Origin of the sequence: Sphingomonas sp. (assembly GCF_036388215.1) — a bacterium.
Lineage (GTDB): Bacteria > Pseudomonadota > Alphaproteobacteria > Sphingomonadales > Sphingomonadaceae > Sphingomonas.
Genome location: NZ_DASVSH010000025.1, coordinates 1 through 21,173, shown reverse-complemented (window position 1 = coordinate 21,173; position 21,173 = coordinate 1). Strand labels below are relative to the sequence as shown.

Annotated in this window: 22 protein-coding genes; 14 read left to right on the top strand and 8 right to left on the bottom strand. The window is 64.9% G+C overall.

What is annotated here, in order from left to right; all coding sequences use genetic code 11:
• Positions 1-14: 14 nt before the first annotated feature.
• Positions 15-182, bottom strand: coding sequence for a 50S ribosomal protein L33 (gene rpmG, locus VF617_RS09465; protein WP_331014632.1), 168 nt, complete (start codon positions 180-182; stop codon positions 15-17).
• A gap of 161 nt (positions 183-343) precedes the next feature.
• Between rpmG and VF617_RS09460 the strand changes: the two genes are divergently transcribed.
• Positions 344-907, top strand: a complete 564-nt coding sequence (locus tag VF617_RS09460; RefSeq protein ID WP_331014631.1) for a TMEM165/GDT1 family protein — start codon at positions 344-346, stop codon at positions 905-907.
• A gap of 48 nt (positions 908-955) precedes the next feature.
• Here VF617_RS09460 and VF617_RS09455 read toward each other — a convergent pair whose 3' ends face one another.
• Both VF617_RS09455 and VF617_RS09450 read right to left on the bottom strand, forming a co-directional pair.
• Positions 956-1,276: a hypothetical protein gene (locus VF617_RS09455; RefSeq protein ID WP_331014630.1), complete on the bottom strand. Its 321-nt coding sequence runs from the start codon at positions 1,274-1,276 to the stop codon at positions 956-958.
• A gap of 65 nt (positions 1,277-1,341) precedes the next feature.
• A complete protein-coding gene (locus tag VF617_RS09450) occupies positions 1,342-2,160 on the bottom strand; it encodes a metallophosphoesterase (RefSeq protein ID WP_331014629.1) in 819 nt (272 codons plus the stop codon).
• Positions 2,161-2,226: 66 nt separating this feature from the next.
• Here VF617_RS09450 and VF617_RS09445 point away from each other — a divergent pair, with 66 nt between their 5' ends.
• The gene (locus tag VF617_RS09445; protein ID WP_331014643.1) at positions 2,227-3,822 is read left to right on the top strand and encodes a cisplatin damage response ATP-dependent DNA ligase; all 1,596 of its coding nucleotides are present in this window, start codon (positions 2,227-2,229) and stop codon (positions 3,820-3,822) included.
• Positions 3,823-3,869: 47 nt separating this feature from the next.
• Positions 3,870-4,922 (top strand): M28 family metallopeptidase, encoded by a 1,053-nt coding sequence (locus VF617_RS09440; protein ID WP_331014628.1) that lies wholly within the window; start codon positions 3,870-3,872, stop codon positions 4,920-4,922.
• A gap of 65 nt (positions 4,923-4,987) precedes the next feature.
• Here VF617_RS09440 and VF617_RS09435 read toward each other — a convergent pair whose 3' ends face one another.
• Complete coding sequence (locus VF617_RS09435; protein WP_331014627.1) at positions 4,988-5,809, bottom strand: cold-shock protein; 822 nt, start codon at positions 5,807-5,809, stop codon at positions 4,988-4,990.
• A 210-nt stretch (positions 5,810-6,019) separates the two neighbouring features.
• On the opposite strand from VF617_RS09435, the gene VF617_RS09430 reads away from it, so the two are divergent.
• The 6 genes from VF617_RS09430 (at position 6,020) to rpoN (ending at position 11,131) form a co-directional block, all read left to right on the top strand.
• Entirely contained in the window at positions 6,020-6,832 is an 813-nt protein-coding gene (locus tag VF617_RS09430; RefSeq protein ID WP_331014626.1) for a TerC family protein, read from the top strand.
• 31 nt (positions 6,833-6,863) lie between these two features.
• Complete coding sequence (locus tag VF617_RS09425) at positions 6,864-7,484, top strand: ribonuclease D (protein ID WP_331014625.1); 621 nt, start codon at positions 6,864-6,866, stop codon at positions 7,482-7,484.
• Positions 7,485-7,494: 10 nt separating this feature from the next.
• Positions 7,495-8,139 (top strand): LPS export ABC transporter periplasmic protein LptC, encoded by a 645-nt coding sequence (lptC, locus tag VF617_RS09420; RefSeq protein WP_331014624.1) that lies wholly within the window; start codon positions 7,495-7,497, stop codon positions 8,137-8,139.
• Positions 8,139-8,705, top strand: coding sequence for an LptA/OstA family protein (locus VF617_RS09415; RefSeq protein WP_331014623.1), 567 nt, complete (start codon positions 8,139-8,141; stop codon positions 8,703-8,705). Before lptC ends, VF617_RS09415 begins: the two co-directional genes overlap by 1 nt.
• 117 nt (positions 8,706-8,822) lie before the next feature.
• Positions 8,823-9,599 (top strand): LPS export ABC transporter ATP-binding protein, encoded by a 777-nt coding sequence (gene lptB / locus VF617_RS09410; protein ID WP_331014622.1) that lies wholly within the window; start codon positions 8,823-8,825, stop codon positions 9,597-9,599.
• Between the two features lie 20 nt (positions 9,600-9,619).
• The gene (rpoN, locus tag VF617_RS09405) at positions 9,620-11,131 is read left to right on the top strand and encodes an RNA polymerase factor sigma-54 (RefSeq protein ID WP_331014621.1); all 1,512 of its coding nucleotides are present in this window, start codon (positions 9,620-9,622) and stop codon (positions 11,129-11,131) included.
• Here the strand turns inward: rpoN and VF617_RS09400 are convergent.
• Together VF617_RS09400 and VF617_RS09395 are read right to left on the bottom strand one after the other, a co-directional pair.
• Positions 11,128-11,721 (bottom strand): hypothetical protein, encoded by a 594-nt coding sequence (locus tag VF617_RS09400; RefSeq protein WP_331014620.1) that lies wholly within the window; start codon positions 11,719-11,721, stop codon positions 11,128-11,130. The two genes, rpoN and VF617_RS09400, sit on opposite strands and share 4 nt — an antisense overlap.
• Before the next feature lie 61 nt (positions 11,722-11,782).
• On the bottom strand, positions 11,783-12,778 hold the full coding sequence (locus VF617_RS09395; RefSeq protein WP_331014642.1) for a ligase-associated DNA damage response exonuclease: 996 nt from the start codon (positions 12,776-12,778) through the stop codon (positions 11,783-11,785).
• 93 nt (positions 12,779-12,871) lie between these two features.
• Here VF617_RS09395 and VF617_RS09390 point away from each other — a divergent pair, with 93 nt between their 5' ends.
• The 5 genes from VF617_RS09390 to VF617_RS09370 all read left to right on the top strand — a co-directional run bounded on the left by VF617_RS09390 (position 12,872) and on the right by VF617_RS09370 (position 18,341).
• Positions 12,872-13,051, top strand: coding sequence for a hypothetical protein (locus VF617_RS09390; RefSeq protein ID WP_331014619.1), 180 nt, complete (start codon positions 12,872-12,874; stop codon positions 13,049-13,051).
• A 17-nt stretch (positions 13,052-13,068) separates the two neighbouring features.
• Complete coding sequence (locus tag VF617_RS09385; RefSeq protein WP_414714001.1) at positions 13,069-15,477, top strand: ligase-associated DNA damage response DEXH box helicase; 2,409 nt, start codon at positions 13,069-13,071, stop codon at positions 15,475-15,477.
• A 41-nt stretch (positions 15,478-15,518) separates the two neighbouring features.
• A complete protein-coding gene (locus VF617_RS09380; protein WP_331014618.1) occupies positions 15,519-16,541 on the top strand; it encodes an aspartyl protease family protein in 1,023 nt (340 codons plus the stop codon).
• 41 nt (positions 16,542-16,582) lie between these two features.
• Positions 16,583-18,016, top strand: coding sequence for a mannitol dehydrogenase family protein (locus tag VF617_RS09375; protein WP_331014617.1), 1,434 nt, complete (start codon positions 16,583-16,585; stop codon positions 18,014-18,016).
• 181 nt (positions 18,017-18,197) lie between these two features.
• Positions 18,198-18,341, top strand: coding sequence for a hypothetical protein (locus VF617_RS09370; protein ID WP_331014616.1), 144 nt, complete (start codon positions 18,198-18,200; stop codon positions 18,339-18,341).
• A 49-nt stretch (positions 18,342-18,390) separates the two neighbouring features.
• On the opposite strand, the gene VF617_RS09365 is transcribed toward VF617_RS09370, so the two are convergent.
• Together VF617_RS09365 and serA are read right to left on the bottom strand one after the other, a co-directional pair.
• Complete coding sequence (locus tag VF617_RS09365) at positions 18,391-19,473, bottom strand: ATP phosphoribosyltransferase regulatory subunit (RefSeq protein ID WP_331014615.1); 1,083 nt, start codon at positions 19,471-19,473, stop codon at positions 18,391-18,393.
• Positions 19,474-19,492: 19 nt separating this feature from the next.
• Entirely contained in the window at positions 19,493-21,070 is a 1,578-nt protein-coding gene (serA, locus tag VF617_RS09360) for a phosphoglycerate dehydrogenase (RefSeq protein ID WP_331014614.1), read from the bottom strand.
• Positions 21,071-21,173 lie beyond the last annotated feature (103 nt).

Sequence of the window (21,173 nt, the reverse complement as noted above, 5' to 3'; positions counted from 1 at the left end):
GAGCCGGGGCTCGATTACTTGATCTTGGCTTCCTTGAACTCGACATGCTTGCGCACGACGGGATCGTATTTGCGGAAGGACATCTTCTCGGTCTGGTTACGCGGATTCTTCTTCGTGACGTAGTAGAAACCCGTGTCCGCCGAGCTGACGAGCTTGATCTTGACAGTAGTCGGCTTGGCCATGGCCCGAAACCCTTGATTCTCGTTAAAAAGAAAGAGCGGCACGCCAGGCGCGCCGCTGTCAGGCGGCGCGGATGCGCGAGTCCGGCCTGAAAGTCAAGCTGGGCATGCTTCACGCGGCCTTAACTGCGCCGGGGCGACACTCGGAGCGGAAGGAGGCCCGAATGGAAGCGATCGTACCGGCCTTTCTCTTGGCCGTGCTCGCCCAGATTGGCGACCGCCCCGCGCTGCTCACCGCGATTCTCGCCGATCGCTATGGCCGCCCGCTCACCGTGGCGCTCGCGGCGGGGCTCGCGCATGGCGCGGGCAACGCACTGGCCGCGCTGGCCGGCATGTCGATGGCGCCCATTCTCATCCCCAACGCGCAATCGCTGCTGCTGGCGATAGCGCTGGTACTCGCCGGGCTGGGCGGCATCTGGCGCGTCAAGCCGCCTCGCCGGCTCGAAGGCTGGGGGCTGGGTGCGCTGCTGACCGGCTTTCTCGGGGTGTTCAGCCTGGCATTGGGCGACCGGACGCAATTTTTCACGCTGGCGCTGGCCACGAGGGGCGAGCCCTGGTTCGCCGCGGCCGGCGCTACACTGGGAGCGTTCGGGGTAGCGTTTGTCGCCGCGGTGCTGGGGGAGCTGAGCTGGCGTGGACTGCCGCTCGGCAAGCTGCGCGTCACGCTAGGCCTGGTCTTTCTCGCCGCCGGCGCCTGGATGGCGCTGGGGGCGCTGCGGCTTCTCTGACGGAACCGAAAAATCGAAAGGGCCGGATTTCACCGGCCCTTCCTTCGCTTACTTGATCGCGGCCAGATCTGCCTCGACCTTCTTGAGTATCTCGTCGGTCACCTTGCCTTCCGAAAAGGGCTGGACCGCGCGCAGGCTCATCGCCTTGAACATGTCGTAAGAGGGGTGCGCGGCGGTGCCTGGGAGATTGGCTTCGAGCACGACCTTCGCCTGAGGATCGGCGACCAGCGCCTCGATCGGCGTGTCCAGATTGAACTTTGCAGCGGCGGCGGGCGCGGTAGCGGCCGGCGCGGCGGGCGCAGTTTGGGCGGAAGCCGTGGCGGGCGCGAGGCAGGCGAACGCGGCAGCGGCGAGAACGACGAACTTCATGTACAAAACCCCTCCGGTGGTTGAGGCGTCAGTCTAACCGCCTTGCGCGCGCCTTTCCAGCGCGATCATTCGCCGAGGGTCAGGAGCCAGAGATCGGGCGGGGCATTCAGCCTCAGGGGAAGGCTTCCCCCAATGCCCGCGGTGACAATCACCGTTCGCCCGCCCTCGCGAATGATCCCGCAGCGATAGCGATCCTGGTAGCGCGACACCGGATCGAGCGACCCGTAAAAGGGAATCACGGCCTGGCCACAATGCGTGTGCCCGGAGAGGAGCAGCGGGAAATCCGGCGGAAGCTGAGGGGCGATGTCTGGCGAATGCGTGAAGATCAAACGCGCGCCCGGCAACCGGCGCGCGGCGGAGGCGACCTGCCCGGTTCGCGCGTGGCGTGAATAATCATCATCGACCCCGCCGATCGAAAGTGGACCCAGGGCAACCGCTTCGTTGGCGAGCAGCCGCACGCCGGCTGATTCCAGCGCGACGCGCACCGCGCCCAAGCCGGTCCAGTGATCGTGATTGCCCGGGACCGCGAGTACACCGAGCTGCGCGCGAAGCGCCTTCAGGGGCGCCAGAGCCGCAGTCACCGTTGCCGCGTCGATCGGGTCATGTCCAGGAGTGAAATCGCCCGCGATCAACACCAGATCGGGGGCCAACGCATTGATCTGGCTCACGATACGCACCAGCCGCGCGGGCATCGTCGCCACGGTGCCCGCATGGATATCGCTGATCAGAACGACGCGGACCGGCCGCGCGCCCTTGGGCCAGCCGGGCAGCGATATGTTCGCCTGCCGCACTATCGGATCACGCCGGGCCTCCAGAAACGCATAGCCGAGCAGCCCGAGGGCCAAGGCAACGACCAGAGCGAGAAGGATCAGCGGCCGCGGCATTGCGCCAGCGTAACGGGCACGCCAGGCTGGCGGAACCCCCCGCTTCGTTCCATGTTGCCCAATATCATGCGCGCCTTCGCCGATCTCCTCGATGCACTGATCTACACCCGCTCCCGCAACGCCAAGCTGCGGCTGATCGGCGAGTATCTGAAAGCAAGCCCAGACCCCGATCGCGGATGGGCAATGGCGGCGCTGACCGGAGGACTCGATCTGCCGGCGGTGAAACCAGCCCTTGTCCGCGCGCTGATCGAGGAGCGCGTCGATCCGGTGCTTTACCGGATGAGCCGCGATTTCGTCGGCGATTCGGCGGAGACGATCGCGCTGCTCTGGCCGGAGCCGGCCGCGCCGCCAGACACGGGGAAGCCGCTCACCTTGTCGCAAGTGATCGATACGCTCGGTACTATCAGCAAATCCGATGCACCCGCGGCGCTCGCTTCGATGCTCGACCGGCTGGAGGCCGACGAGCGCTTTGCCTTGCTCAAGCTGGCAATGGGCGCGCTGCGCGTCGGCGTGTCTGCCCGGCTCGCCAAGACGGCGCTGGCCCAGGCCTTTGCGCTTGATGTGGAGGCAGTCGAAGAGGTCTGGCACGGACTGGCCGCGCCCTATGCGCCGCTGTTCGACTGGGCGGAAGGGAGGGGCGCCCAGCCCACGTCCCAAAATGTCCCGGTCTTCCGGCCCTTCATGCTGGCGCACCCGCTGGAGGAAACGCAAGTCAGCCTCGACGATTATGCCGCCGAGTGGAAATGGGACGGCATTCGCGTCCAGCTCGTCCATGTCGCGGGCGAGACCCGGCTTTATAGCCGCGCGGGGGATGACATCACGCATAGCTTCCCCGAAGTCGCGGCCGGCTTTCGCACGCCGGGGGTTCTGGACGGCGAATTGCTCGTGAAGGGCGAGGCCCAAGGAGGACCAAGTCTTGATGGAGGCGGAGCCGGAAGCTTCAACGCGCTGCAGCAGCGGCTGGGGCGCAAGGTGGTCAGCGCCAAGACGCTTGCCGACTATCCCGCCTTCGTGCGGCTCTACGACATCCTGTTTGATGGGGCGGAGGATCTGCGCCCACTCGGCTGGTCCGGCCGGCGCGCCCGGCTGGAGGCATTTGCCGGCCAACTCGACCCTGAGCGGTTCGACATATCGGCGGTGATCGACGCCAAAGACTTCGCGGCGCTGGAGGAAATACGCGCTGGCGCGCGCGATGCCGCGATCGAGGGCGTTATGCTCAAGCGCAGGGATTCGCCTTATGTCACCGGGCGGCGCGTCGGCCTTTGGTACAAATGGAAGCGCGATCCGCTCAATGCCGATTGCGTGCTGATGTATGCCCAGCGGGGCAGCGGAAAGCGCAGTTCCTTTTATTCGGATTACACGTTCGGAGCCTGGAACGAGGCCGGCGAGCTGATGCCGGTCGGCAAGGCTTATTTCGGTTTCACCGACGAGGAACTGAAATGGCTGGACCGCTATGTTCGCAACCACACGGTCGCGCGGTTCGGCCCGGTACGCGAGACCGACAAGAGCCTGGTGCTCGAAGTCGCCTTCGATTCGATCCACGAATCGAAACGGCACAAGTCTGGCCTCGCCATGCGCTTCCCCCGCATCAGCCGCATCCGCAACGACAAGCCTGCGAGCGAGGCCGACACGATCGCGGGCCTCAGGCGGCTGGCGACCTGAGCCGGGTGGCGCTAACGTGGCGCCATTCAGACTTTCAAGGACACCCGATGCGTCTATTCCCCGCTCTCGCCATCCTGCCGCTGGCGTTCACTCTATCCGCTGCCCAAGTCGCGCCGGCCGGCGAGCCCGAGTTCAGTCCGGAGCGCATCCGGGCAGACGTTGCCTATCTCGCGGATGACAAATTGGAGGGCCGCTTCACAGTCGCGCCCGGCTATTTCAACGCTGCCGCCTATGTCGCCAATCGCTTCGCCAAGCTCGGTCTGAAACCGGGCGGGGACGTGCAGGACTGGTTTCAGATGGTGCCCATCGGGATCGACAACGGGAAGTCCAAGGTCTCGTACCGCGCGCCCAATGTCATCGGCATCGTGCCGGGCTCAGATTCGGCGCTGAAGGACGAATATGTCGTGATCAGCGCGCATCTCGATCATATCGGCAGCAATCCAAAGGCGGGCAAGGATACCATCTTCAACGGCGCGATGGACAATGCATCGGGCGTTGCGACAATGCTCGAGGCAGCACGGGCCTTCACCACCGGTGGGAAAGCGCCCCGTCGCTCCATCCTGTTCATTGCGCTTGCCGGGGAAGAGGAGGGGCTGATCGGCTCCGATTTTTTCGCCCGCCACCCGCTGGTTCGCGGCAAATTGATCGCCAACGTCAATCTCGACATGCCGATCCTTCTCTATGATTTCCAAGATGTCGTCGCGTTCGGCGCCGAGCATTCGACTCTGGGCCCGCTGGTTGCAGCCGCGGGCGCGAAGATGGGCGTGACCTTGTCCCCCGATCCCATGCCCCTGGAGAACCTGTTCGTCCGCTCAGACCATTACAGCTTCGTCAAGCAAGGGGTGCCTTCCGTATTCCTCGTCACCGGCTTCAAGAACGGCGGAGAGAAGGCGATCAAGGACTTCCAGAAGCGTCATTATCACCAGGTCTCGGATGACATGTCGCTGCCCTTCGACTGGAACGCCGCAGCCAGGTTCGCCAAGATCAATTACCTGATCGCGCGCGAGATCGCCGATAGGGAACAGGCGCCGCTTTGGTATGCAGGCAACCAATATGGCGACCGCTACGCCAAGGGGGCGCCCAAGGCGCCGCGGCCCTAAAGCCCAAAGCAAAAGGGCCGGGAATTTCTCCCCGGCCCTTTTGCTTTGGTGTGGAAGCTAAACGCTTAGCTGCCCGGCGTAAGATTCACTGCGGCATATTTGCCGCGGCGGTCCACTTCGAGCTCGAACTCAAGCCGATCGCCTTCGTTGAGCGTGGGCATGCCCGCGCGCTCGACGGCAGAAATGTGCACGAACGCATCGGGCTGCCCGTCATCGCGCTGGATGAAGCCGAAGCCTTTCATCGCGTTGAAGAACTTGACCGTGCCGCTCGCCTTTTCGCCGGTCAGCTGGCGTTGCGGGCCACCCGTGCCACCGGCGCCACCGCCGAAGCCGCCGCCCGGGCCACCACGATCGCCGCGGTCTTCACGCGGAGCGCGCTCTTCGACTGCCATCGGCTCGCCGTCGATCTTGAGCTCGGTCGCCGAGATGCGGCCGCCGCGATCGACGAGCGTGAAGCCCATCGGCTGCCCTTCGGCCAGGCCGGTAAGGCCCGCTTGCTCGACCGCCGAGATGTGCACGAAAACGTCTTCGCCCCCGTCATCGCGGACGACGAATCCGAAGCCCTTTTGCGCATTGAAGAATTTGACCACGCCGGTCGCTTCGCCGACCACCTGGGGAGGCATGCCGCGGCCACCGCCGCCGCCTGCTCCGCCGCCGAAGCCGCCGCCGCCCGCTCCGCCACCGAAGCCGCCGCCACCACCGCCGCGGTAACCGCCACCTCCACCGCCGCCACCGCCGCCGAAGCGGTCGCCGCCGCCAAAGCCGCCGCGATCACCGAAACCGCCGCCGAAGCTGCTGCCGCCGCCGCCTTCATCGCCACCAAAGCTGTCGCGCTTGTCGCGGCCACGTCCGCCGCGATCCCCGCGGCGCCCTCTATCGAAACTCATGCCCTGTTCGTCTTCCCGGTTCGCCCAATCACAATCAAACCCAAGGCGCCGGACGAATAACGCGCAGGTGTTCAGGCACACAGACCATGCCGAGAATCGGCCATAGCCCAAAATCGGACAGGGCGCGAACGAAATTCGGCTTGATTTGGTCAAACAAGCGCTAACTGAAGCGCTTGCGCCACAGTGCTGCGCGCGGCAGAGAATCGCGACATGGATTCGCTTATCGAACTGCTCGCCAGTCCGGCCGCCTGGGCCGCGCTCGTCACCCTCATCGTGATGGAGGTCGTGCTCGGAATCGACAACCTGATCTTCATCTCGATCCTGTCGAACAAATTGCCCCAGGAGCAGCGCCAGAAAGCGCGCCGCATGGGCATTTCGCTGGCGCTGGTGATGCGGCTCGCCTTGCTCACCGCGATCGCCTGGATCGTCGGGCTGGTCCACCCGGTGTTCGACCTCGGAATCGTAGGCCCGCTCGATTCGCATGGCGAGCCAGCGTTCGAAACGGCGTTTTCGTGGCGGGACCTGATCCTGATGGCGGGCGGGCTGTTCCTGGTGTGGAAGGCCACGACCGAGATTCATCACACCGTCGATGCGAATGCGCACGACACCGACGATCTGCTCGACAAGAACAAGGTCCTGCAAATGACCTTCGCGGCTGCGATCGTCCAGATCCTGCTGCTCGACATCGTCTTTTCGATCGATTCGATCCTGACCGCTGTCGGCATGACCGAACATGTCGAGATCATGTATGTCGCGGTGGTCTTCGCTGTCGGAGTGATGCTGCTCGCCGCCGATCCGCTGGCGAATTTCATCAATCGCAACCCCACGGTGGTGATGCTCGCGCTGGGCTTCCTGCTGATGATCGGCATGGTGCTGATCGCCGAGGGTTTCGGGGCGCATGTGCCCAAAGGCTATATCTATGCGGCGATGGCCTTTTCGGCGGCGGTCGAGGGGCTCAACATCTGGTCGCGCCGGGCTAAGACGCGCAAGGCCGCGGCAGAGGCTCCACCTTCAGACCATTGAGGCGAAGCCGGAAGCCGTCTAGGCGAATCCGATGACTGTTCATTTCCACGAAGAAGACCTGCCCGGGGGCGTGTTCGCTCCCGGCGCGTCAATCGCTGTCGATACCGAGACGATGGGGCTGATCACGCCGCGCGACCGGCTGTGCGTCGTCCAGCTCTCCGATGGCTCGGGCGACGAACACCTCGTCCGCTTCGGCCCGCAATCGGATTATGCCGCGCCCAATCTGCGCGCAGTGCTCGCGGATCCCGAGCGGCTCAAGCTCTATCATTTCGCTCGCTTCGATCTCGCCGCGATCCGCTTCTATCTGGGGGTTACCGCCGGGCCGGCATATTGCACCAAGATCGCCTCGCGGCTGGTGCGGACCTATACCGACCGGCACGGGCTGAAGGACCTTGTCCGCGAGTTGTGCGGGCAGGAAGTGTCAAAGCAGCAACAGTCTTCGGATTGGGGCGGGCCGGCGCTTTCGGAGCCGCAAAAGGAATATGCGGCCTCCGATGTTCGCTTTCTGCATGCGATGAAAGTGGAACTCGACAAGCGTCTCGAGCGTGAAGGGCGCATGCACCTTGCCCAAGCCTGTTTCGATTTCCTGCCCTGGCGCGCCGAGCTCGATCTGGCCGGATGGCCCGAGATCGATATCTTCGCGCATGCGTAGACTATAACCAATGTCTGACGTCGCGATACGCATGCGCTCGCAAAAGCGCAGTTGGGCGCATCCGGGCAGCAGCCATGACCGGCTGGTGCGGATCGCCTTGTTGGTGCTTCCCGCAGGGATCGGCGTGCTCAGCGCATTCCTGGTGCTGGCGCCGCTCCTGATGGGCGGCGACGTCAGCTTCGTGCTCGACAAGAACAAGGTGGAAATCGCGCGCGAACGGCTGCGCATCGAAGCAGCCGTTTATCGCGGCGAGGACGCCAAGGGGCAGCCTTTCCGGCTGAATGCGGGATCGGCGGTTCAGCAAAGCTCGGCCGAGCCGGTCGTCCAGCTTCAACAGCTCTCGGCCGAGATCACGCTGCCCGAGGGGCCCGCCTCGCTCAAGGCCGATCAGGGCCGCTACGACATGGAGAAGGAGCAGGTCGCGGTAGACGGCCCGATCAAGTTCCGGACGAGCGACGGCTACACGCTCGACACCCATGACGCCACGGTGGACCTCAAGACCCGGCGGATGCGCAGTGGCGGCGCGGTTTCGGGCACGACGCCGATGGGCACCTTCAGCGGCAACCGGCTGACTGCCGATCTGGAGAAGCGGACCGTCTCACTCGACGGCAATGCGCGCTTGCGGATATTTCCCGGAAGGGCAAATAGGCGATGATGACCCGCTTCTTTGCTTTCGCCGTTGCCGCCCTGATGCTCGCGGCCGCCCCCGCGGCGGCGCAAACGCGTCATAACAGCTCCGCGCCCATCGATTTCGCATCCGACCATATCGAGTTGCAGGACCGCGCAAACCGGGTCTTGCTCACCGGAAACGTTCGCATCACCCAAGCGGAGATGACGCTGACGGCGGCGCGGATGACCGTGACTTATACCGGCCAGATCGCCAACGGCTCGCCCCAGGTCTCGCGGCTCGACGCATCGGGCGGCGTTACGGTGTCGCGGCCGGATCAGACCGCCCGCTCGCAATATGCGGTCTACGACCTCAACCGCCGCGTGATCACGATGGTCGGGGGCGTCACCCTGCGCCAGGGCGCCAACAACGTCTCGGGCGGGCGCCTCTCCATCAATCTGGATACCGGCCGCGCCACGATCGACGGCTCGGGCGTGAGCGGCGGCGGCGGAAGCGGCCCAGGCGTGCAGAGCCAGGGCGGGCGCGTGACCGGGCGATTCTCGGTGCCCGATCGCGGGGGTTCGTCCGCTCCCGCACCTGCGCCGAAACAGTAATTCGGCGCGAGCCGACGCGCGGGGCCTTCCCTTGGCCGCGAACTTCATGCAGGAATCCTGCCAACCCGCTTTCTATCAAGGACGCGGCAACCGAGCCCGTCCATGCAGGGACAAAAGATGACCGACACAGTCACTCTGGAATCGCATTTGGCCGATCCCGCGCCGCTTCCCGACAAGGGGCTGGCCGTGGTCTCGATCGCCAAATCCTATGACAAGCGGGTAGTGCTCACCGATGTGTCGGTGTCTGTCGGCCGAGGCGAAGTCGTCGGACTGCTGGGGCCGAACGGCGCGGGCAAGACCACTTGCTTCTATTCGGTGATGGGACTGGTGAAGCCCGACAGCGGCCGGATCATGCTGGACGGCGAGGACATTACCAAGCTGCCGATGTATCGCCGCGCGATCCTGGGCCTGGGCTATCTGCCGCAGGAAACCTCGATCTTCCGCGGCCTGACGGTGGAGCAGAATATCCTCGCAGTGCTCGAACTCGCCGAGCCGGACAAGGCCGCGCGCCAGCGCCGGCTTGATCAGTTGCTGGGGGAATTCGGCCTCACCCGGCTGCGCGACGCTCCTTCGATGGCGCTGTCGGGCGGCGAGCGGCGCCGCGCCGAGATTGCCCGGGCATTGGCGGCCGACCCCACGATCATGCTGCTCGACGAGCCCTTCGCCGGCATCGACCCGCTTTCGATCAGCGATATCCGCGACCTGATCGTGGAGCTGAAGTCACGCGGCATCGGCGTGCTGATCACCGACCACAATGTTCGCGAGACGCTCGACATCGTCGATCGCGGCTACATCATCTATGACGGCCGCGTGCTCTTCGCGGGCTCGCCCGAGGATCTCGTCAAGGACGAGAATGTCCGGCGCCTGTATCTGGGCGAGAGCTTCGAGCTGTGACGTTGAACTATAGATAATCCATGAGTCTCGCGCCCCGCCTCGACCTGCGGCAGTCGCAATCGCTGGTGATGACGCCCCAGCTCCAGCAGGCGATCAAGCTGCTGGCACTGTCCAATCTCGAGATCGAGACCTTCATCGCCGAGGAGCTGGAGAAGAACCCGCTGCTGGATGCGCAGCGGGGCGATGACGGCGAGGCGCGCGAGCCCGAGCCCCAGGCCGAGTTCGAAGAGCGCGACGGCCCCGCCGATGCAGCCGAATTGCTGAACGGCGGCGGCGAGGCTTCCGGCGAAGCCGCGCTAGACGTGGATTTCACAGCCGAGACCTTTCACCACGACAGCGCGGCAGACAGCATGGGCGGCCTGGATGGCGGGCTCGGCATGACGGGCTCAAGCATTGGCGGCGGCGGATCGGAGGATGGCCCCGATTTCGACAATATGGCCAATGCCGATCTGAACCTCGCCGATTATCTGATGGGCCAGGCCGGCGCGAGCATAGCGGGGCCGGACCTGTTCATCGCCGCGCACCTGATCGACCAGATCGACGAGGCGGGGTATCTCACCGTTCCGCTGCTCGAAGTCGCCAACCGGCTGGGCGTGGCGCTGGCTCGAGTCGAGGAAGTGCTGGCCGTCATCCAGACATTCGATCCCACTGGAGTGGGCGCGCGCAACCTTTCCGAATGCCTCGCGCTCCAGGCCAAGGAAGCCGATCGCTACGATCCGTGCATGGCGCGGCTGATCGATAATCTCGAACTGGTGGCGCGCGGCGACATGTCGCGGCTGAAGCGCATCTGCGACGTCGATGACGAGGACCTTGCGGACATGATCCGCGAACTGCGCAACTACGATCCAAAGCCGGGATGCCGCTTCGGCGGCGAGCCGATGCTGGCGGTGACCCCCGACATCTTCGTCGCGCGCAAGGGCGCTGGCTGGGCGGTCGAGATCAACGCCGCCACGCTGCCGCGGCTGCTGGTCAACCGCAATTATTATGCGGAGATCGCGAGCGGGCCGCAGGACAAAGCGAGCAAGGCCTGGCTCTCGGACTGCCTCGCCAGCGCCAACTGGCTGGTCAAGGCGCTCGACCAGCGGCAGCGCACGATCATCAAGGTCGCCGGCGAAATCGTGAAGCAGCAGGAGGCGTTTTTCCTGAAGGGCGTCGCGCATCTGCGCCCGATGACGCTGCGCCAGGTGGCGGAGGCGATCGAGATGCACGAATCGACGGTCAGCCGCGTCACCAGCAACAAATATCTGAGCTGCGCGCGCGGCCTCTATGAACTCAAATACTTCTTCACCAGCGCCATCCAGTCGTCAGACGGCGGCGACGCGGTCTCGGCCAACGCGGTCAAGGACGCGATCAAGGGGCTGATCGCCGCGGAGGACGCCAAGGCAATTCTTTCGGACGACACGCTGGTCGACCTGCTCAACGCCAAGGGCTTCGACATCGCGCGGCGCACGGTGGCCAAATATCGCGAGGCGCTCGGCATTGGCAGCTCGGTGCAGCGCCGGCGGCAAAAGGCGCTTGAAGGCGCGGGCTAGCCCTTTAGGATATCGAAGAAGATATAGGTTTCGGGAGTTCGGTCATCATCGCGCCCCAGCCGCCACGCAAACTGGCGTTCGTTTTTGAAATCATGGACAGCTTCACGCGCAGCTTGCCGCGTGACCTTGATAGGTCTGCCGGTGTCGCCTTTCGCCGGCGCGTCCGGTCCCTTGAGACGCCAACAGGACACAATCAACATCGCGACGGCCGTTCCATTGTCGCGCACCTCGCTCGCACAGCGCTCCGCATCACGCCAGCTCCGTACAAGGTCGGCTTTGGAGCCGCGGTTGATAAATCGCTGCTTCGCTTCGAACCACCACTCGCGATCAGATGAGGATATCCACAAATCCGACCGGCCCGACCGCGGGCTCGAATTTTTAATATCGTTCTTTGTGACCGCGAATTCCGGTAAGGCCATGAAGCCAGCGTGAGCGGCGGCGGTCGCAAGAAAACCTACGCTGGCTTGCTCGCCGTACATGAATGGATCGTCGTTACCTGCCTCAAGATAGAACCGATCAGCCAGTTTTGCTGCCGACTCCATCCACCTGTTCCAGTCCTTTGCTTCCCGACGACGATCATCTGCTTTCAAGCAAACGGCTTTGATTTTTTGTATCGCCATACAGGGAGAGTGATGCCGCCCTGTCTAGAGGTCAATCGTCCTCGTCCTCGAACCCTACCAGATCGAGCGCCCGCGCCTTGATCTGGCGCATCGCGCACCAGTGAACAAGGGCGTCCTCGCGCCCATGGGTTACCCACACCTCCTTCGGGGCGACTTCCTGGATGGTGCGGGTGAGCTCATCCCAATCGGCGTGATCCGAAAGGATCAGCGGCAGCTCGACATTGCGCTGCACTGCCCGCTGGCGGACGCGCATCCAGCCCGAGGCCATCGCGGTGATCGGATCGGGCAGGCGGCGCGACCAGCGATCGTTGAGCGCGCCGGGCGGGCACAGGACGATGCGGCCCTGCAACTCAGCCTTGGGAACGCCAGTGGCAGGTCGAAGATCGCCCAGATCGACGCCAAACTCCACATAGAGATCGCAAAGCCGCTGCATCGCGCCGTGGAGATAGATCGGATCGTCGAGCCCCATCGCGCGCAGTTCGGCGATCACGCGTTGCGCCTTTCCCAGGGCATAGGCGCCGACGAGGACGCAGCGGGCCGGATTGGCGCGCAGGGCGGCGAGCAGCTTGTCGAGCTCGTCATGCGTCTCGGGATGACGGAACACCGGCAGGCCGAACGTCGCCTCGGTGACGAACACATCGCACGGCACGACTTCGAACGGAGCGCAGGTCGGGTCTTCGCGGCGCTTGTAATCGCCCGAGACCACAATTCGCTCGCCGGCATGCTCCAGCACGATCTGCGCCGATCCGAGCACGTGCCCCGCCGGCACAAAACTTATGTCGACATCGCCCAGCCGCAGCGACTCGCCGTACGCCACCGCATGGCCGGTCTGCGGGCCGTAGCGCGTCGCCATGATCGCCAGCGTCTCCGGCGTCGCCCATACTTCGCCATGCCCCCCGCGCGCATGATCGGCATGACCGTGCGTCACCAGCGCACGCGGAACCGGCACGCTCGGGTCTACCCATGCATCCGCCGACGGAATATAGATGCCCGTCGGATGCGGCTCGATCCAGCTTCCCAATGCCATTCGGTTCATATGGGCGAGCGATCGCATGGTTCCAAATTGGATCGAAGCGAGTGCGCTTTCGTTGGGACGCGATCAGGCGTTTGGAGGAAAGAGATGGAAGTCACGATGCAGGGCATGATGTCGGTCCTGGGCCCGATCCTGCTCGCCGCCGCGATTATCTGGGCGATGCTGCATAACCGGGGTACGCGCGCCGAAGTGCAGCGCACCGAGGACGCGACGCGCGAAATGTATGACGCACAGGATGCGGACGACAAGGTGCGCGACGCGAAGTAACGCTCTATCTGAATCGAGTGCCCGACCTTCCCCAGCCCCTGACAGATTGGTTCGCAACGCGGGGCTGGGCGCCGAGACGTCACCAGATCGAGATGCTCGCCGCCGCGCGAGCGGGCGAGCATGCGCTGCTGGTTGCGCCAACCGGGGCAGGCAAGACGCTCGCCGGTTTCCTCCCCACACTGGCCGAGCTGATCGAGACGCCCCGCGACGGGCTGCATACGCTGTATATCTCACCCTTGAAGGCGCTGGCGGTGGACGTGCAGCGCAACTTGCTGACACCGATCGACGAAATGGGCCTGTCCATCCGCGTGGAGACCCGGACTGGCGATACGCCGCACGAGCGCAAGGTCCGCCAGCGCTCGCGCCCTCCGCAGATATTGCTGACGACCCCCGAGTCGCTGAGCCTGCTGCTTTCCTATGAAGACAGCTTGACGATGTTCGCCGGGCTCAGGACGATCGTCATCGACGAAGTCCACGCCTTTGCCACCGGCAAGCGCGGAGACCTGCTCGCACTTGCGCTGGCGCGGCTCAATCGGCTGGCTCCGAACCTGCGCCGGGTTGCGCTCAGCGCCACCGTCGCCGACCCGGACGGCTATCGCGCCTGGCTCGCGCCTTATGGTGACATCGATACGGTGGCCCTGGTGCAGGGCGAGAAAGGCGCCGAGCCCAATATCGCCATCCTGCTGCCCGAAGGGCGCGTGCCCTGGGCGGGCCATTCGGGCGTCTATGCCCTGCCCCAAGTGATGGCCGAAATCGAGACGCATCGCACGACGATCGTCTTTTGCAATACGCGCGGGCTCGCCGAACTGGTCTTCCAGAATCTGTGGAAGATCAACGACCTCAAGCTTCCGATCGGCGTGCATCACGGCAGCCTTAGCCTCGAAGCGCGACGGCGGGCCGAGCAGGCGATGGCGGACGGCAAGCTGCGCGCACTGGTGGCGACGGCCAGCCTCGATCTCGGCGTGGATTGGGGGGATGTCGATTGCGTGGTCCAGATGGGCGCGCCCAAGGGCTCGTCGCGGATGCTCCAGCGGATCGGGCGGGCCAATCACCGGCTGGACGAATCCTCGGAAGCCGTGCTGGTGCCGGGCAACCGCTTTGAATATCTGGAGGCGCGCGCGGCGCTGGACGCAGTGGAAGCCGGCGAGCTCGACCCCGACATATTCCGCCCCGGCGCGCTCGACGTTCTGGCCCAGCATATCATGGGAGTCGCGTGCGCCGCACCGTTCGACGCAAGTGAAATGCTGCAGGAGATACGTGCAGCATTGCCCTATTCGGCGCTGGAGGAAGAGGCGTTCCAGCGCGTGCTCCAGTTCATCGCCGACGGCGGGTACAGCCTGCGCGCCTATGACAAGTTCAAGCGGCTCACGCTCGGCAAGGACGGGCTGTGGCGCGTGACCAAGCCCGCTTTTGTTGCGCAGCATAGATTGAATGCGGGCATCATCGTCGAGGCGCCGATGCTCGAAGTGCGCTTCAAGAACGGGCGGCGGCTGGGCAAGGTGGAGGAAGCCTTCGGCTCGTCGCTTTCGCCGGGGGACACATTCTTCTTCGCCGGGCTCGCGCTCGAAGTCGAGCGAGTCGAGCTGACCGACCTGATCGTGCACGCAACCGCGAAGCAGGCGCGGTTCGTTTCCTATATGGGCGCGCGCCTCGCGATCACCGCGACGCTCGCCAATCGGGTCCGCGAATTCCTCGACGACCGCAGCCAATGGCGACGCTTTCCCGACGACGTGCGCGAATGGCTTGAGATGCAGGACCGCCGCTCGGCGCTTCCCAAGCCCGGCCAGTTGCTGGTGGAGACCTTCCCGCACGAAGGCCGGCACCATATGGTCGCCTACAGCTTCGAAGGCTGGAATGCGCACCAGTCGCTGGGCATGCTGATCACGCGCCGCATGGAAGCGATGGGGCTGAAGCCCCTGGGCTTCGTCGCCAATGATTATGCGCTTGCTGTCTACGGGCTGGAGAAGATCACCGATCCTGCCGCCCTGTTCTCGCCCGACATCCTGGAACATGAATTCATCGACTGGGTTCAGCAATCGGCCCTGCTCAAGCGCGCGTTCCGCGAAGTGGCGATCATCGGGGGACTCGTCGAGCGCCAGATCCCGGGCAAGAAGAAAACCGGTCGGCAAGTCACTTTCTCGACCGACCTGATCTATGACGTGCTGCGCAAATACGAGCCGGACCACCTCCTTCTCCGCGCCGCCTGGGCAGACGCACGGGCGCGAATGACCGATGTGGGGCGCCTGGCGCGCCTGCTCGATACGGCCGCTGACACCATGCTCCATATCGACCTGCCACGCGTAAGCCCGATGGCGGTGCCGGTTTTGATCATGATTGGGCGCGAACGGACGCCGCAGGGCAGCGCCGAGGACGCCTTGCTCATCGAAGCCGAGGATATCGCGGCGGAAGCGATGCGGCTCGATTGAGGAGATTGCTGCGCAACATGCAAAGGTATATCATTGCGCACATGACCCATATCATCCGCTCGCTCCTGCTCCTGCCTTTGCTGCTGCCGCTGGGCACAGCCGCCGGCGGGCGCGACCTGCCCGCGCAGGACCCCGAAATCCTGGAGGCGGAAAAGGCGTTCACGGACGCAGCGACCTTGCTCACGCTTGGCGAGATCGAGCAGCGCCTCACCGTTCCTGTCGCGGTGGGCGCGCGCGGGCCTTATAATTTCATCATCGATACCGGCGCCGAGCGCACGGTGGTTTCGCGCGAACTCGCGGGTTCGTTGCGGCTGCTCGCCGGCGACCCGGTGACGCTCACCTCGATGACCGGCAGCAGCAAGGTCAACACGGTAGTTGTCCCCGATCTGTCGATCAAATCGATCGGGCAGCTACATACGGTGATCGCGCCTTCGCTGGAGGCGCGCGATCTGGGCGCTGCGGGACTCCTGGGAATCGACACGCTCAGCAAGCATCAGGTGTCGATCGACTTCGAAAAGGGGACAATGGCTGTCCGGCCCAGCCATCCGCGCAAGAAGTTCACGCGTCGTGCCGAGAACGAGATCGTCGTGACCGCCAAGAGCCTGTTCGGCCAGCTTATCGTGACCGACGCCTATTACGGCCAAACCCGCATCCAGGTGGTGCTAGACACCGGATCGCAAGTGACGATGGGAAACAGCGCGCTGCGCAAGCGCGTCGGCCGCCGGGCGCCCAAGCCCAGGTCAATCCAACTTACCAGCGTGACCGGTGACAAGGTCGTTGCGGACTATACCGTCGTGCCGGACATTTCCGTTGGCGCTATCGCTTTCGGGGGAATGCCGGTCGCCTTCGCCGATGTCGCGCCGTTTGAAAGGTTCGGACTGACGCAACGCCCGGCCTTGCTGCTCGGCATGGATGCCCTGCGGAGCTTTCGCCGCGTCGATATCGACTTCCCAAATCGGGAAGTGCGGTTCGTCATGCCGCGCGGAACGCCGGTGCGCCTCAAGGAGTGGAGTTCGCCCTTGCTGCCGGGAGTCAAAGGCGCATCGGGCAGCAAGACGCTTTGACGCTGTTGACATAAAGCACGCGTGGTTGCTTGGACGGCGCGATGACAAGCCTCTCGCGCGCAGCCCTCGCCGCACTCCCCCAATCGATCCTCCGCCCGGGCCATGACCCGGCAGCGATCAGCACCGGCATCGTCCATTTCGGCCCAGGCGCATTCCACCGGGCGCACCAGGCTGCCTATATCGATCGGTTGCTGGATAGCGATCCGCGCTGGGGGATTGCGGCGGTCTCGCTGCGCAGCCCCGGCACGGTCGAAGCGCTCAAGGCCCAGGACGGCCTCTACACGCTCGCGGTGATCGACCAGGCCCCCTCGATGCGCGTGATCGCCGCGCATTCGGACGCCGTCGGCCCAGGCGAAGGCGCGCGGCTGCGGGCGCTGCTTGCCGATCCGGCCGTGCGCATTGCAACCAGCACGGTGACCGAAAAGGGCTATTGCCTGGCGGGCGACGGCACGCTCGACATGGCGCATCCCGACATCGTCCGCGACCTTTCCCGCCCGGCCGAGCCGGCGAGCGTGATCGGCTGGATCGTCGCCGGGCTGGCCGACCGGCGCGCGGCCGGCATTCCGCCGTTCGCGATGCTTTGCTGCGATAACATGACGGGTAATGGCGGCAAGCTTCGCGCGGCGTGCGTAGCGCTTGCGCATGCGAACGATCCCGGGCTGGCCGATTGGATCGAGAGTGAAGTCGCCTTCCCCGATTCGATGGTCGATTCGATCACCCCGGCGAGCGATCCGGCGTTCCTCGGCCATGTCGCGCACGAACTGGGCGTAACCGATAACGGCGCCGTCCAGCGCGAAGGTTTCGCGCAATGGGTGCTCCAGCGCTTCGAGCTTCCCGAGGGCCCCGACCTCGCGGCGGCAGGGGTGACGCTTACCGACGATGTGCGCGGATACGAGCAGGCCAAGCTCCGCATCCTGAACGGCGCGCACTCGTCGCTCGCCTATATCGGCATCGCATTGGGGCTCGAGACGGTATTCGAGGCGATGTCGGATCCCGCGCTTGAGGGCTTCGTCTCCCGCCTCGTCCATTCGGATATAGCGCTGACCCTGAAGCCGGTCGCGGGGCTTGATGTCTCGGCCTATGCGGATGCGGTTCTCGACCGTTTCCGTAACCCAGAAATCCGCCATCTGCTCAGCCAGATCGCTTGGGACGGTTCGCAGAAGCTGCCCTATCGGCTGCTCGACACGATACAGGACGCCCTGGTCGCGGGGCGCGATGTCGATCGACTCGCGGTCCCCGTCGCGGCGTGGATCGCATTCGTGCGGTACAAGGCACAGGCGGGCGAGACGATCACCGATCCGCTAGCCGATGTCCTCGCGCAGACGGCGACGGGAAGCGACGTGGCGGCCGCCATGCTCGCGCTGCGGCAGGTGTTCCCGGAGAAGCTCGCGACCGACCCGAGATTTCGGCATGCGGTTACCGAAGCCCTGCTGCCGTTCCTCGACGGGCATCCGGAAACGCTGCTTCGGCGCTGAAGCTTGACTTGTGCGCGGATCAGTCCAGTTTCGCGTTGAATTACGGGGAGAAATTCGAATGGATGCAACAAAACTGCTCGCCCTCGGGGCCACTGCATGCCTGTTCCTCCCTGCGGTGACTTCCGCGCACCCCCGCCAGGAGCCTGCAGCAAAGCCGGCGGCTGAGAAGAAGATATGCAAGATGATCGTGCCGATCGGCTCGACGCTCGGCAAGCGCTTCTGCCTAACCAAGGCCGAGTGGAAAGAACTCTCCGAACGTACCCAGGAAGATGCCGCCGTGGCGTTGTCACGTCGCGGCGCTGGAATGTGCGACATCAAATGCTGATGCGCGACGGCTGTGGGGGCCCCGGCTTGGCTCCGAGCGAACCGCGCTGCTAGGCCGCCTCCGGCGCTCCGTCCTTGAGCACATGGCTGCAGAGCTGGGCTTCGGGCGTATCCCCCCCCTCAAGCGCGGCCACGGTCACCCAGCCCTCTCCGCGCAGCCCTGCGGCGACGCTCAACGGCGTGCCCAGAGGCAGGAACAAGCGGCGGCGCTCGCCGTCGCGCAGCCCGGCCAGGATCGGATCCGCATATAGCGAAAAGCCGACCGCCGTCTCTTCCCGGCTGTCGCCATGGATGATGGTATAGCTTCCGCCCCGCCCGATTTCGCCGCGCATACCTTGGGCGAATAGCGAGAAGCCGAGCCAGCTTTGATATTCGAAGCCGTGCCGCTCGGTCGGATCGAGCGTCAGCGCGGCCTGGCCTTCGATGGCAGAAGCAATGCTGGCGAGGCCTTCGAGGCGCGTCGAAAGCCTGCCCGAATCGATTTCGCGCAGCCGCGCCATCGCCGCGTCGAACGGTCCTGCGGCTTCGATGAGCGGCATATAGCGCGAGTCGATCGCCGCGACGCCACCGGCGTCCTTGGCATCCAGTCGTTGACGCAATGCTTCGATATCAGGGGAATCGCCGGCGAGCATGTCGATCAGATCGGGTAGCGTGAAATCGACCGACAGGCCGGTCACGCCGGCCGCCTGCAGCGCCTCGATCGCTACTTGCACGACTTCGGTCGCGGCCGCGACGGTGTCCAGCCCGATCAGCTCGCAGCCGATCTGGCGCATCGAACGCAGCGGATCGAGCGCCGAAGCACTGAGCTTCATCACCTGGCCGGCATAGCTGAGCCGCACGGGGCGCGGATGATGCCCCATGCGGGTGGCCGCGATGCGCCCCACCTGTGCGGTAATATCCGGGCGGATCGCCAGCGTACGCTGCGAAACCGGATCCACGAAACGCACCGCATCGCGCATCCGCGCGGCCTTCAGCCGGCTGGCCAGCTCATCCGCGAACTCGGCGAGCGGGGGATCCACTTGCTCATAGCCGTAGCTTCGCGCGACGCCGAGCACGCGCGATTCGAGCCGCGATGCCGCGTCCGCCGCGGGGGGCAGGCGATCGTGGAAGCCTTCGGGGAGAAGCCCGGTCATGCCCGCACGCCTAGCCTCGTCAGAACTTGAGCGCCATCGCCGTTTTCACGCCCGGAAGCGCGCGGACAGTGGCGATCAGCTCGGGAGTGACGGGCTCATCGACCGAGAGCAGCAGCACCGCCTCGCCGCCGGCGTCGCGGCGGCCGAGGTGGAAAGTGCCGATGTTGACCCCCGCTTGCCCCAGCGTAGAGCCTAGCCGGCCGATAAAGCCCGGCGCGTCCTCGTTGACGATATAGAGCATGTCGCCCGCCAGATCGGCCTCCACCTTGATGCCGAACAACTCGACCAGGCGCGGCGCCTGGTTGCCGAATAGCGTGCCGGCGACAGAGCGGTCGCCACGCTCGGTGGCGACCGTGACGCGAACCAGGGTGTGATAATCCCCTTCGCGCTCGTGCCGGACTTCGCGCACATCGAGCCCGCGCTCCTTGGCCAGGAACGGCGCGTTGACCATATTCACAGTATCGGAATGAACGCGCATCAGGCCCGCGAGCACCGCGCCGGTGATCGGCTTCTGATTGAGTTCGGCCGCCGCGCCCTCCACTTCGATCGAAATCGAGCTGAGTGCGCCATGCGCTAGCTGCCCGATCAGCGAGCCAAGCCGCTCGGCCAGCGCCATATAGGGCTTGAGCCGCGGCGCTTCCTCGGCCGACAGGCTTGGCATGTTGAGCGCATTGGTGACTCCGCCCGAGACGAGGAAATCGGCCATTTGCTCCGCGACCTGGATCGCGACGTTGACCTGCGCTTCGTTGGTCGAAGCGCCCAGGTGCGGAGTCGAGATGAAGTTGGGCGTGCCGAACAGCGGCGACTGCTTGGCCGGCTCCTCGACGAACACGTCGAGCGCCGCGCCGCCGATATGGCCGCTCTCCAGCCCCGCCTTGAGCGCGGCCTCGTCTATCAGGCCGCCGCGCGCGCAATTGATGATGCGCACGCCTTTCCGGGTCTTGGCCAAATTCTCGGCCGAGAGGATGTTGCGGGTCTGATCGGTGAGCGGCGTATGCAGCGTGATGAAATCGGCGCGCGCGAGCAGCCCATCCAGATCGACCTTTTCTACGCCCATCTCGATCGCGCGCTCTGGCGTGAGAAATGGATCATAGGCGATCACCTTCATGCGCAGGCCCAGCGCACGGTCCGCGACGATCGAGCCGATATTGCCCGCGCCGATCAAGCCGAGCGTCTTTGCGGTAAGCTCGACTCCCATGAAGCGATTCTTTTCCCACTTGCCGGCCTGGGTCGAAGCGTCCGCCTCTGGCAACTGCCGGGCGAGCGCGAACATCAGGGCGATGGCGTGCTCGGCGGTCGTGATCGAATTGCCGAACGGCGTGTTCATGACCACCACGCCCTTTGCCGAAGCCGCGGGGATATCGACGTTATCGACGCCGATGCCGGCGCGGCCGATGACCTTAAGGTTGGTCGCGGCTTCGAGGATTTCCTTGGTCGCCTTGGTCGAGCTGCGGATCGCCAGGCCGTCATATTGGCCGATTATCGCCTTTAACTCCTCGGGCGTCTTGCCGGTGATTTCGTCTACTTCGACTCCCCGGGCGCGGAAAATCTCGGCGGCCTTGGGGTCCATTTTGTCGCTGATCAGTACTTTGGGCATTTTATATTCTCCTATCCCTCTCCCCTTCAGGGGAGAGGGCAAGCGAGCGAAGCAAGCGCGGGAGAGGGGCAGTGACGGAGACGGGCGGCTCGCGATATGGGCC